The organism is Acinetobacter sp. NIPH 817, from assembly GCF_000368405.1.
In the GTDB taxonomy this organism is placed as follows: Bacteria; Pseudomonadota; Gammaproteobacteria; order Pseudomonadales; family Moraxellaceae; genus Acinetobacter.
Genome location: NZ_KB849420.1, coordinates 1,985,533 through 1,997,730, shown reverse-complemented (window position 1 = coordinate 1,997,730; position 12,198 = coordinate 1,985,533). Strand labels below are relative to the sequence as shown.

At 38.5% G+C, this 12,198-nt stretch carries 18 protein-coding genes; 6 read left to right on the top strand and 12 right to left on the bottom strand.

Annotated elements, in window-relative coordinates; translation table 11 throughout:
• Positions 1-498: 498 nt before the first annotated feature.
• The 3 genes from F968_RS13160 (at position 499) to F968_RS13150 (ending at position 3,480) form a co-directional block, all read left to right on the top strand.
• Positions 499-741, top strand: a complete 243-nt coding sequence (locus tag F968_RS13160; protein WP_004793783.1) for a hypothetical protein — start codon at positions 499-501, stop codon at positions 739-741.
• 304 nt (positions 742-1,045) lie between these two features.
• Complete coding sequence (locus F968_RS13155; RefSeq protein WP_004793782.1) at positions 1,046-2,365, top strand: NCS2 family permease; 1,320 nt, start codon at positions 1,046-1,048, stop codon at positions 2,363-2,365.
• A gap of 116 nt (positions 2,366-2,481) precedes the next feature.
• Entirely contained in the window at positions 2,482-3,480 is a 999-nt protein-coding gene (locus F968_RS13150) for an adenosine deaminase (protein WP_004793779.1), read from the top strand.
• A gap of 43 nt (positions 3,481-3,523) precedes the next feature.
• Here the strand turns inward: F968_RS13150 and F968_RS13145 are convergent, their stop codons facing one another.
• A complete protein-coding gene (locus F968_RS13145) occupies positions 3,524-4,081 on the bottom strand; it encodes a cytochrome b (protein WP_004793777.1) in 558 nt (185 codons plus the stop codon).
• A gap of 237 nt (positions 4,082-4,318) precedes the next feature.
• On the opposite strand from F968_RS13145, the gene F968_RS13140 reads away from it, so the two are divergent.
• Together F968_RS13140 and rnhB are read left to right on the top strand one after the other, a co-directional pair.
• Positions 4,319-4,708 carry a hypothetical protein gene (locus F968_RS13140; RefSeq protein WP_004793775.1) on the top strand — a complete coding sequence of 130 codons (390 nt, stop codon included), beginning with the start codon at positions 4,319-4,321 and terminating at the stop codon, positions 4,706-4,708.
• Between the two features lie 70 nt (positions 4,709-4,778).
• A complete protein-coding gene (gene rnhB / locus F968_RS13135; RefSeq protein WP_004793774.1) occupies positions 4,779-5,345 on the top strand; it encodes a ribonuclease HII in 567 nt (188 codons plus the stop codon).
• Positions 5,346-5,411: 66 nt separating this feature from the next.
• On the opposite strand, the gene csrA is transcribed toward rnhB, so the two are convergent.
• From csrA to F968_RS13080, 11 genes are all read right to left on the bottom strand, one after another.
• Positions 5,412-5,666, bottom strand: a complete 255-nt coding sequence (csrA, locus tag F968_RS13130; RefSeq protein ID WP_004793773.1) for a carbon storage regulator CsrA — start codon at positions 5,664-5,666, stop codon at positions 5,412-5,414.
• A 245-nt stretch (positions 5,667-5,911) separates the two neighbouring features.
• On the bottom strand, positions 5,912-7,192 hold the full coding sequence (locus F968_RS13125; protein ID WP_004793772.1) for an aspartate kinase: 1,281 nt from the start codon (positions 7,190-7,192) through the stop codon (positions 5,912-5,914).
• A gap of 209 nt (positions 7,193-7,401) precedes the next feature.
• A complete protein-coding gene (locus F968_RS13120) occupies positions 7,402-7,617 on the bottom strand; it encodes a hypothetical protein (protein WP_000362184.1) in 216 nt (71 codons plus the stop codon).
• 1 nt (position 7,618) lies between these two features.
• Positions 7,619-7,876 carry a hypothetical protein gene (locus F968_RS13115; RefSeq protein WP_000015928.1) on the bottom strand — a complete coding sequence of 86 codons (258 nt, stop codon included), beginning with the start codon at positions 7,874-7,876 and terminating at the stop codon, positions 7,619-7,621.
• Between the two features lie 3 nt (positions 7,877-7,879).
• Complete coding sequence (locus tag F968_RS13110; protein WP_004793769.1) at positions 7,880-8,164, bottom strand: hypothetical protein; 285 nt, start codon at positions 8,162-8,164, stop codon at positions 7,880-7,882.
• The gene (locus F968_RS13105; protein ID WP_004793767.1) at positions 8,157-8,567 is read right to left on the bottom strand and encodes a hypothetical protein; all 411 of its coding nucleotides are present in this window, start codon (positions 8,565-8,567) and stop codon (positions 8,157-8,159) included. The genes F968_RS13110 and F968_RS13105 overlap by 8 nt, the downstream gene beginning before the upstream one ends.
• Positions 8,568-8,570: 3 nt before the next feature.
• The gene (locus F968_RS13100) at positions 8,571-8,816 is read right to left on the bottom strand and encodes a hypothetical protein (protein WP_000654849.1); all 246 of its coding nucleotides are present in this window, start codon (positions 8,814-8,816) and stop codon (positions 8,571-8,573) included.
• A 1-nt stretch (position 8,817) separates the two neighbouring features.
• Positions 8,818-9,819 (bottom strand): hypothetical protein, encoded by a 1,002-nt coding sequence (locus tag F968_RS13095; RefSeq protein WP_004793765.1) that lies wholly within the window; start codon positions 9,817-9,819, stop codon positions 8,818-8,820.
• Positions 9,816-10,937 (bottom strand): ATP-binding protein, encoded by a 1,122-nt coding sequence (locus F968_RS13090; RefSeq protein ID WP_004793763.1) that lies wholly within the window; start codon positions 10,935-10,937, stop codon positions 9,816-9,818. Before F968_RS13090 ends, F968_RS13095 begins: the two co-directional genes overlap by 4 nt.
• Positions 10,938-10,948: 11 nt before the next feature.
• Positions 10,949-11,272, bottom strand: coding sequence for a hypothetical protein (locus tag F968_RS13085; RefSeq protein WP_000064466.1), 324 nt, complete (start codon positions 11,270-11,272; stop codon positions 10,949-10,951).
• 2 nt (positions 11,273-11,274) lie between these two features.
• Positions 11,275-11,715 carry a hypothetical protein gene (locus F968_RS13080; RefSeq protein ID WP_004793760.1) on the bottom strand — a complete coding sequence of 147 codons (441 nt, stop codon included), beginning with the start codon at positions 11,713-11,715 and terminating at the stop codon, positions 11,275-11,277.
• Between the two features lie 195 nt (positions 11,716-11,910).
• Between F968_RS13080 and F968_RS13075 the strand changes: the two genes are divergently transcribed.
• Complete coding sequence (locus F968_RS13075) at positions 11,911-12,126, top strand: hypothetical protein (protein ID WP_000560785.1); 216 nt, start codon at positions 11,911-11,913, stop codon at positions 12,124-12,126.
• Positions 12,127-12,198: the final 72 nt, after the last annotated feature.

The following is a 12,198-nucleotide window of genomic DNA, read 5'->3' as shown; positions in this document are numbered from 1 at the left end:
ATGGAAAGCTTGGTACGATTTTTAGAACGATTAAATGAAAATTATTTGTTGACTAAGAAAAAAAGCTATTTTGGTTAAAATTGAAATTTACCTTTAAAGCTAAAGATGAAATTTGAGAAATAGTAAGATCACCAAACACTTTTAAATAAAACAATTGAAAGAAAAATGAATCTTTTTAGCCTATTTAATCGGTAAAAAATTTAGAGATATTTCATGCTATATACACATTAGTCTACAATGTGTATTTAAAGGAGCTTAATAATAAAAATGAATAAAAAGCTAATATTAAAAATAACTAAACCTAAACTGTTTTGAAATAAAGTTACTTTTCAATGGAAATGTTTTGTATTTATTGCTTATTTAAATGATGGATTTAAAATCACCTTTCTTTTCAATAATTTGAGTGAGAGTGCGTTATTGTAAATAAATGTGAAAATATTCACAAAGCTATAATTTTTTGTTAAGATCGTTAACATTAAAAACATAGAGATAATAATAATGATCAATAAAGTATTAATAGTGTTGTGTGTGAGTATTGTCTTTGTATTAGGGTATTGGGCCTATTTAGATAGTCAAAATAAAAGACATCAAGAGCTCATGCGGATCATACAAGAAGCAGAAAGAAACCTACAAAGTATCGAACGTAATCCAAATCATGCTCATCACAGCAATTTAGCTTCTTATAATATGCAAGAATATATTGGCGAAAAAAAATTATTTTCTAGCAGCATTGAGCTATAAACTTCTAAATTTTACAGTGTCATTGGTCATATCTTTTCATAAATTTTGATCATGTTTCTGTTGAATCTGTTAAACTTATTGAACGTATAGTAAAAAAGCTGCATAGGGGTTATGCAGCTTTTTTGTGTTTCAAGAGGGGCTGTGGCTATTTCCTATGTACGAACTAGAAACCAAATGAGTGGCATATTTGTTGCTTCATAAGTTTGAGATTCTTGTTTATAGGGCTGAACAGAAAAACAATATTGTTCAGCGACCTACATAGACGTAAATATTCCATAGTTCAGATTTTGCATAGAGGCTACTTATGGCAGCGCCCAATTCTTCGGCAGGCTGGTTAGAGCGTTTATTTAAGTTAAGCGACAATAAAACCACTTTCCGAACTGAAGTTCTTGCTGGTGTAACTACATTCCTAACGATGTGTTACATCATTATTGTCAATCCACTCATTTTATCTGAAACCGGCATGGATCATGGTGCCGTATTCGTTGCGACCTGTTTGGCAGCAGCTATCGGATGTTTAGTAATGGGGATCATTGCAAATTATCCAATCGCACTGGCCCCTGGTATGGGTTTAAACGCTTACTTTACCTACTCGGTTTGTATGGGGATGGGCGTGCCATGGCAAACAGCTTTAGCGGCTGTTTTTGTTTCAGGCCTTGTTTTTCTTGCAATTAGCTTCTTTAAAATTCGTGAAGCGATTGTCAATGCGATTCCGATGTCGCTTAAATTTGCAATCGGTGGGGGTATTGGTTTATTCCTAGCACTGATTGCTCTAAAAAATGCTGGAATCATTGTTGATAACCAAGCGACATTAGTCGGTTTGGGTGATATCAAACAGCCTACAGTTTTATTAGCACTATTCGGATTTTTAATGATTGTAGTTTTGCATCAGTTGAAGATTCGCGGTGCAATCATTATTAGTATCTTAGTCGTTACAGGCATTGCTACTGCTTTAGGTCTAAACGAATTTAAAGGTGTAGTGGGTCAAATCCCTTCAATTGCACCAACATTTATGCAAATGGATTTTAAAGGTCTATTTACAGCAAGTATGGTCGGCGTCATTTTTGTATTCTTTATTGTTGATTTATTTGACAGTACAGGTACTTTGGTTGGTGTTTCACACCGTGCGGGTCTTTTACAAGACGGTAAATTACCTCGTTTGAAGAAAGCATTATTTGCAGACTCTACTGCAATTGTTGCTGGTGCTGCATTAGGTACATCTTCAACTACACCATATATTGAGTCAGCTTCAGGTGTAGCAGCGGGTGGACGTACTGGTTTAACCGCTGTTGTGGTTGCAGTTTTATTTATCTGCTGTTTATTTTTAGCACCTCTTGCTCAATCTGTACCGGGTTTTGCAACGGCGCCAGCTTTATTGTTCATTGGTGTGTTGATGATTCAAGGTATCACTCATATCGATTGGGATGATATTACTGAAGCTGTTCCAGCCTTTTTAACTATTGTATTTATGCCATTTACCTATTCAATTGCTGACGGTATTGCAATGGGCTTTATTAGCTATGCATTAGTTAAATTATTCACGGGTAAGGCAAAAACTGTACCGTACATGGTGTGGATTATTGCTGCGCTTTGGGTATTTAAATTTATCGCGTTTGGCGGTTAATATGATTTTTTATAATTTTCTTCTTGAGCTATCTTAGACATAGTTTTTAATAAGAAGAAAATTATAAAAGGGTGTGATTTTGACCACACCCTTCTTTCTTTAGATGTGGAGTTAATATGAATCAAGTCGAGCTGATTCGCGCCTTACCAAAAGCCGAATTGCATGTGCATATTGAAGGGACTTTTGAACCTGAATTAATGTTTGCAATTGCCCAGCGCAATCAGATTCAGATTCCTTACAAATCTGTTGAAGAAGTAAAGCAAGCTTATAACTTTCATAATCTTCAATCATTTCTAGATATTTATTATGCTGGTGCAAATGTTCTTGTACATGAACAAGACTTTTATGACTTAGCATGGGCTTATTTTGAGAAATGTGCTGAAGATCATGTCGTTCATACAGAAATGTTCTTTGACCCGCAAACCCACACTGACCGTGGTGTTGCGTTCTCAACAGTGATTAGCGGTTTAAAGCGTGCGTGTGCAGATGCTAAAGCTAAGTTTGGTATCAGCTCTCAACTGATTATGTGTTTCTTACGCCATTTAAGTGAAGAAGCTGCATTTGAAACACTTGAACAAGCTTTACCATTTAAACAAGACATTATTGCTGTAGGCCTCGATTCAAGCGAAGTAGGGCATCCGCCAGCTAAATTTGAACGTGTTTTTGCTAAGGCGCGTGAAGAAGGTTTCTTAATCGTTGCTCACGCTGGCGAAGAAGGCCCACCTGAATATGTATGGGAAGCTTTAGATCTACTCAAAGTGAACCGTATTGATCATGGTGTACGTTCTGAAGAAGACGAACAATTAATGGCGCGTTTAATTAACGAAAAAATGCCTTTAACCGTTTGTCCTTTAAGTAACTTAAAGCTATGTGTTGTTAAAGATATGAAAGATCATAATATCTGTCGTCTATTGCAAAAAGGCGTACACGTGACGGTTAACTCAGATGATCCTTCATATTTCGGTGGGTATATGAATGACAACTTCTTTGCCATCCAACAAGCTTTAGACTTAAACAATGATGAGTTGAAGCAACTCGCAATTAACTCTTTTGAAGCCTCTTTTATTTCAGATGAAGAAAAACAAAAGTGGATTGCAGAAATCCAAAAAATCTAAATAAAAAAACCGCCTGAGATAGGCGGTTTTTTATACATACGTTTTATTTAGGTTGTTTGGTCATACTATTTAAAATATTGTCTTTATCAACAAAGTGATGTTTTAAAGCTGCTAGTACATGCCCAACAATCAGCAAGCCTGCAAACCAAGAAATATAAATATGTAAAGGTTTAACGATAGCTAAAAGCTCTGGGTTATCTTGTACTAAACGCGGAATTTCAAATAAATATAAAACAGGGGCAGGGTGACCAGCGCTCCAGCTAAATAAACAACCAGTGACAGGTAAAGCCACCAAAATCACATAAAGCAATAGATGACCAACATGTGCCAAAGTTTTCATCATTGGAGACATGCTGTCAGGTAGTTTTGGAGCTGGGTGTGTATAGCGCCATAAAATCCGGATAATCACCAAAAAGATAATGGTGGTCGCAATATTTTTGTGCAGCGTAATGACATCGCCTTTAAAGGGGCCATCAACGTCATAACTTAAAAAATTTCCACTATAGAAACCAATAGCCCATGCTGCGATGAAAATGATTGCCATCACCCAATGCAGGATTTGTGCGGTACGGGTGTAATACTGAGATGAAACAGCAGGCATAAAAAACCTATTTTTTTGTCGTTTTGATTTTCAATTTTATGAGAAAGCACTGATTTTGAGAAATGTTTTAAATGTAACAGAGCGTGCTAAAAACAGAACGTTTAAGGAAAAATGCATTTGATGAGCCGAATTTTACGGGCGAAAAAAGATTGCATAAATGCATCAAATTATTTGTTTCTTCTAAAGTCGAGTTTAGGCACAATACGCGCTGCCAACGTTCAATCAAAGGAAAAAATGATGAAAAAACTGATGCTCGCTCTAGCGCCAGTTGTTTTAGCTTTAACAGCGTGTGCAACGACTACAGGTACGGGTACAGGCGCTACTTCTGCACAAACAACAACTCAGCAGTTGGGTGTTGCTGCATTAAAAGTTGCTGTAAATGCGAAATGTATTACAGAGATTAATAATGTTGCTGCTTGGAAAACAGCAACAAAGCTTATGACTGCTGAGCAACGTGATAGCATTCAAACGAATGTCTGTGGTTGTGTGAGCGAAAAGGCACCAAATAGCGTAACGGCAGTAGAATTGGCAGCGGCTGCATTTGATGTAAATGCACGTGCTACAATTGTAAACCAAGTGGTTTCAAAAACTGTAAATGAGTGTGTGGCAGAAGCTTTACAAAAGTAATTAATGATTTTTGTATTAAAGAAGGCTGATTACTATTGATCAGCCTCTTTTGTTTAAAGGTGAAGAGTAAATGTTTATTGCTGGTGTAGATGAGGCGGGACGTGGTCCATTAGTAGGTTCCGTTGTGGCAGCGGCTGTTATTTTAGATCCGAATAATCCAATTGAGGGATTAAATGATTCTAAAAAATTAACTGAAAAGAAACGTGAAAAGTTGTTTATTGAAATACAAGAAAAAGCTTTAGCTTGGTCAATTGCAGAAGCAACGCACGCTGAAATTGATGAATTAAATATTTTACAAGCGACTTTTTTGGCCATGCAACGTGCAGTTGATGGTTTGAAAGCTCAACCACAAAAAGTAATTGTAGATGGTAATCAAATTCCAAAAGGAATCATTATTCCTTGTGAAGCTATTGTTGGGGGAGATGCGAGTCATCCTGAAATCAGTGCAGCGAGTATTCTGGCAAAGGTTACACGTGACCGACAAATGGCAGAATTAGATCAGCAATATCCATTATTTGGTTTTGCCAAACATAAAGGATACCCAACTAAAGCGCATTTTGAAGCGATTGCAGCGCATGGGGTAATTGATCAGCACCGCCGCAGTTATGCTCCTGTTAAACGTGCTCTAGGCCTATAAATACAACGCCCTAAAAATTTAAAGCGACTAGAAAGTCGCTTTAATTAGGGAGAGAATAACTTCATATTAACGATTGAAGTTTTTCTGTGCATAATTATCATCTTCAAAAGAAACTTGATAATCTTGATCAAGATGTTGAAGGTGTTCATGCATTGCACGTTCATGTTGAATACGTTGATAAATTTCTTCGCGATGAACAGAAACCTCTTTTGGTGCATTCACACCAATACGAACCTGGTTTCCTTTGACGCCAAGCACAGTAACACTGACTTGATCCCCAATCATTAATGTTTCCCCGACACGGCGGGTCAGAATCAGCATGTTTATCTCCTTGCTAAACGCTTAAAACTGCAATATTGGTACCCAAATAAAAGCTCAACCTCAGTTTTCAGTCAGATTCTAACAGAAATATGAGAACAAAGTCATATTTTGATAATCACTGCCAAAAAACTTTCCGTTTAATATAACAGAGCCGCTATAAAAAAAACTATAGCGGCTCTGTGTTTTCTTTGATTATTGTCGGACAAGTAAACATTTTTTAATGAATTATTGACCGTTTGGTAAAATTAAGCGCGGGCGCTGCTTTCACCATGTTCACGATCTAAACCAAAAGCGGTATGTAGACAACGAACAGCAAGTTCAAGATATTTCTCGTCAATAATGACAGAAACTTTAATTTCAGAAGTTGAAATCATAAGAATGTTGATGCCTTCATCAGCTAGGGCAGTGAACATCTTGCTCGCTACGCCTGCATGTGAACGCATACCTACACCTACGATAGACACTTTAACGATGTCATCACGTGTTGAAACTTCACGTGCACCAATATTTTTGGCAGTTTCATTTAAGATTTTTTCAGCTTTCGCTAAATCAACACGGTTTACAGTGAAAGTGAAATCTGTTGTGCCATCTTCTTCAACATTTTGCACTATCATGTCGACTTCAATATTGGCATCACTTACTGGTGATAAAATTTTAGAAGCAATACCTGGTTCATCAGGTACACCTAAAATCGTTAATTTTGCTTCGTCACGGTTAAAAGCAATACCTGCAATAATTGGCTGTTCCATAGTATCTTCCGCCTCAGTCGTAATGAGTGTACCTACATTTTCTTTAAATTCTTCGTCAAACGCGCCGTCGTTATCATTATCAAAACTTGATAATACACGTAAAGGAACTTGATATTTCCCGGCAAATTCTACTGAGCGAATTTGTAAAACTTTTGAACCTAATGAAGCCATTTCTAGCATTTCTTCAAAAGAAATACGGTCGATTTTTTTGGCTTTAGGAGCAACACGCGGGTCAGTGGTGTAAACGCCATCTACATCAGTGTAAATTTGGCATTCATCTGCTTTTAGGGCAGCAGCAAGAGCAACACCAGAAGTATCTGAACCACCGCGGCCTAGCGTTGTGATATTTCCATTAGCGTCAAAGCCTTGGAAACCTGCAACAACAATAACACGGCCTGCATCTAGGTCATTAGTCATGACATCTGTATCAATAGACTCAATACGCGCTTTGGTAAATGCACTGTCAGTTTTAATACCGACTTGACGTCCGGTATAGGATTTAGCTTCCACACCAATCGAATTAAGTGCCATAGCTAACATGGAAATCGTCACCTGTTCACCGGTTGAAACCATTTGGTCTAACTCGCGTGGGTCAGGTGTTTCGGTAATGGCTTTAGCGAGAGCAAGTAAGCGGTTTGTTTCACCACTCATTGCAGATACAACCACAACAACCTTGTGACCGTGATCATGCCAACGCTTAACACGACGAGCAACATTTAAAATGCGCTCGGGGGTACCCATAGAAGTACCGCCATATTTTTGAACGATTAATGCCATATCGCCTAAACCCTTATAATTAAACGGGAAAAGTATATTCTTGCTTCCTTGATTTCATTATATGTACACCATTATGTACATAAATGAAATTGCTGAGTTTATCTAGCAAGCCGTGATTCGGCGGACAGTATATAGTAACGTAAATATGCTAACAATCATTGATCTGGACTAATTTGATCAAGTTTTCTGATTGTTAGCTTCGGTACAACTTATATAGCTTTTTTTAGTTGCTTCTTTTGCTGGCATTCTTCCTCCCACTTCATTACATCAGTAGCGAGGTATCTTTTCATTGTTCCGCCCTCAGAACTTAATGCCGGGGCTGGGAATGGAATCCCCCAAGGTGTGTTAATTTCCCACCGATTAAGTGTGCGTTTAGTAATATGAAACATCTCACACACATTGTTAGATGTCAGATATTTATCCACATTAGCCCTCCTTACTTTCCGCTTTAACTTCTAACTGGATGCCTTCATATGTGCCATCACCCCCACAATTCAGACAGTGTGTATATATGCCTAAACCATCCCCATCAGGACTAAAGTTTTCAGGTAATGAAACATCTATAAACTCAGTACCGCCAATTGGCTTCGTATGAATATGAGGGGCAAGGCCGTAATAGGGGAAAATGCATTCACCGTTCCCGTCATCACAAAAATCACATGTTTTAACTTTTAATCCACTCATCCTTTAGTTCCTCAACTCATTACGTTCTTTCTTCAATTGACGCAAAAGGTTGTGAAGGGTAACGGTTACAGCTTTATCTAAACTTTTAGTTGAATGGAATTCTGCAAGCTGAGACAGTGCCAAACCAAAAATGTGATATGCAAAAACCTTTGCTGCCTCAGGATTATTCTTGAGAAGCTCTTCAGTACTTGGGCAAATAACTTCTTTAAAAATATGAACCGCTACCTGATCCGGAGTGCCTTCAATACGGCTAGGATTCAAATTAACTTCACCAATAACCTTACTCATTAGCAGCTCCAGATACGTTTGGCACACTATGAAAATGCATCCAGTGTGAAGGCGCATCATTATGATAATTTGCCCATACACTATTTAAATCTTCATCAATAGTCATATAGTCTTGTTCGGGGGTAACATCAGGTGCATCAGCCCAACAAATAAGTACCATTATGTCAGTAGGCGGCCATTCATCATCCATGCTGATCCAAGTTGGCAACACCTGAGCACTGGCGTCATTCCATGCAGCATCCCAAATCAACCAAGCTTCATGACGAGGACTAGTTGGTAAATATCTGTGTCCTGTTAGTGCCTCTTGTCTATCTAGTTGACGTTTTAAACTTTCATAACTGCAATTACATTTTTTGGCATGAAATCTTTCAAAAGCTTCTCTTTTTTTATTTAGATCAATCATTACCTAAGCCCTCAAATATTCTTCTTTAGTCCACTCAACAAACTCTCTATAAAGCTGCTGGGCAGGTTTATTTAATCGGTTGTGATAGTCGATCGTTATGCGCCGCCAAGCAACTGGTACCGCATAATGCTTTGTTAGAAACATTGCTTGGTCCATGCCTTGCCGGACTATTACGTAGCCCAGCAATTGCAAGTAGTACATAAAACCAAGCATGTGTTTTTGGCTCACTTTCTTGTACTGATCTTTCATGTTAGAAACCGTCCACTAATAAATAATCAGGGGTAGGTTCAGGTTGAGTAGGTGTAGGATTCTCTAATTCATAGCGGCGTTTTCTCACATACCCCATTAGCTTCGGTTGAATCTGCGGATCTCGTGCAGCCACGTCTATTTCCAAAGCATCTAGCGTTGTAAGGTCTGGTGCAGTTTGGATTTGAACCATTAAAGAGGGTGGCTCATTAGCAGATGCCTTTTCTTTTTCTAGCTCTTCAAGACGTTTGTGAGTGGCGAGAAGGATAGGCTTCATTTGTTCGTCATCCCATGTGCGGGTATAACGATAAACCGCATTTACTTCTGCAGGTGTTTTTGACCCTTTTACACGCTGTAGAAGAGTATCTAGGGTTTGCTGATATTCTGGATCTACTTTAGGCTCGTTAGTTTCTGGAACTAATAGATCCTCGGATGATGAAACATAAGACTCCTCAGTAACAACAATTGCACTATCGAGATCCTCTTTTAAATCTTTAGTAGGCTCTTCAATTACTGTTTTTTCAGTATTAACCTGAGGTGATTTCTCAACTTCATTTTCTAAAGGCTTTTCTTCTTCAACTTCATCAGTTGGCTTGTTCAGAAGTTTGAGCATATCTTCAGCAAACTCACCACCACTGACTTTAATAATCGCGCAGCAATGAGCAAAAGCATTATCAAAACTTGAGTGGACTTGGCCATGCTGAAGCATGCGTAATTGTCCTTTTGAACCATTCCACTTAAACTGCTGCACACCTAATTCAACAGTTGGACTTGGGTAAGAGCAAGTAGAACCTTTAGCAGGCGCTTCTTTTAATGGTTCAGGTACCTCAAATTCGCCAATAAAAATAGTTCTAGGCTTTAATTGAAATTCGAATTTATCAAAAACATCAAAGCCAAAGTCATAAGGGTTAAATGGTTCCCAGCCATTACGCTCAGTATTATTTACTAAAAGTAATTCACCGTTGGCCCAAGCAAGTTTAGCTTCAACTTTATTTAGTATTTTCATGCTGTCATCCCCGTTTTCGCTAAGGTTTCAATTTCTTGTTTAACTGCCTTAAGTTTTGCCGCTTCAATTTGGATAAGGGCATCGATACCTAAGTGCTCACAAACTGTTTTTACATCGAGGCCACGTTCAGCAATAAAGTTTTGAAGTTCATCTCTTTGTTGATCTGAGATACCGTTAAATTCAGGTGGACTAATCCAAGTGCCACGTTGCTTATCAAACGTGCAATTCAATGCTTTAGCCCTCATTAACATTGCTTGGCGCATGTTCTGGTAATACATATGTTCTTTATCAAGCGACTCAGTTAATTGATTAAGGTCACCTGCATGCTCTGCTTCCTCACAGCTTTGTTTCCAGTTTTCTAGCTCTTCTTGGGCTTTAGCTGCTGCAAGTTGTGCAGGCGTTAAGGTGTTAATGTGATCTTTAGCTTGAGTAATCAGGTCAGCCAAGAAAGTAGGGTGTGCTTTAAGATCAGGTACCCATACTTCACCGGTTTCACCGCCTAAAGCACCTGAGTTTTTCGCATGATGTGTAGGCGAAGGTTTGAAATTAATAACGCGGGCATTTTTACCTTCACCAGTAGTAACAGTTGTTAGATAACCCATGACATCTGCGATACGGTAAAGCTCGTTACGGTTTTTACCACCTAGATCTGGGCGGTAAATAATTTGATCACCGTTTTGATCTTCTGATGCGTGTGCAATGAAAACAACATCTTTACCTAAACTGATCAAAGTATTGATGTATTGCTTGAACGTTTGGTTCGCTAAACCTTGAGCCTTTAACTTTAAAGAACCATCTTTTTGACGGTTATTTGCCGTAAGTAACAGGTGGGTTTTAATGCATTCAAGCATTGCACCCACGGTATCAATGACTACGGTTTTATATGGTGCTAAGTCCTGCGGAGTAAGGTTTGCAACATCACTCCATTGTTGAACCTGTACAACCGCACCACGACGTAATTCACCAGTACGGTGAGCACCACGGTCAAAGTCAAAAGAAATTGCTTTTTCCGCAGTAAAGCCCATCGATGATTTACCTAAACCCGGATCAGCGTAAAGGTACACAATAATTGCTTGAACCAATAAAGTTTGGTCAGCAGTAATAATCGGTAAAGCCATTTTTCTTATCCTCATCTAGAGCCGGTGAAGCCGCGCTTAGTTTTATAAGCTTTGCGGTCATAGGTAGGGATGTTTGTTTCACGCAGTTTTATTGCGAGCTGCTTTCTGCGTTGGAAATCGATTTCTTGGGTGAGTTCATTCCAAACTTTTGGATAAGAAGTTTGGAACCTGAACACATTTAAAGGCGTCTTAACTCCGTCTTTAACTTTGTAAAGAACTGAGCCATTAGCATTAGATGCGTACACTTGCCAGCCAATGCGAACAGAGTAGAGGCCCTTATCATCACGGCCTAAAAATGACTTGTAGCCGTCAGGGTGCTTTTTGAAATTAGACATCATTAAACCTCCACCAACTTGTTACGTTCGATGAAGCCTTTTAGAAGGTCATTGATGTTGCGGATGTCTTCAAATTCGGTGAAATCGTTATATGACTTACCATTAACATCAGTGATTTCATTTACTGTGAGTTGAGTAATATCAACAGCAGTGAATTCAGAACCCGGAACGCCGTAACTGTCTGGATGAGCTTCAAAATCAAAGCTAACGTTTAAACGGAAACTATCTAATTTGATGACAGCAACGCCAGAATGTTTACCTGTGATTTTCGCGGTTAACACACCGTAAGTACTTGGTTGAGTTTTAGGTGTAAAAAGAGTAGGTGCTTCTTTTGCTTGGAAAGCTGGCTGTAATTGGCAAGCAACTAAAGAACCACCAGAAATTGCAAGAGCAGCCATGCTGACAAATGCAAAGGAGTTGAATGAGTTAACTTTTACGTTCATAATTGATCTCGCAGTTTTGCAAAAGCACATCGGACCTGGGGAGGGGCGGTGTGCTTTTTTGATGTCTACGAGATAAATATAAGAAAACTTAGTTTTCTTGTCAATAAGAAATCTTATTTTAATTTAAGAAAGCTTACTTTTATGCTTTAATAGACAAAAGAAAACCCACACGGGGTGGGTTGGATGGAGTTTGTTATGATCGCTAAGAATAAAAGAAACAGTTGTTGTGCACGCCTAGATATTTGGGATGAATCTCCAATAATTTTAGAAGGCGAGCTAAAGCTGATTGTGCTAGAAGCGCTATATGCTGGTGAATTAGATTTAGAGTGGAGACGCGAGTTCTTTTCAGATGCCATTGAAAAGTTAGAAAAACTAGCAGGTCACCACCCAACTCCTAAGCGTGCTTCTTAAGTGTAATTTCTGAGCGGAAGTTTCTATTTGACTTAATGTTATCAAGATAAAATTGGTCTTTATCTGTTGATG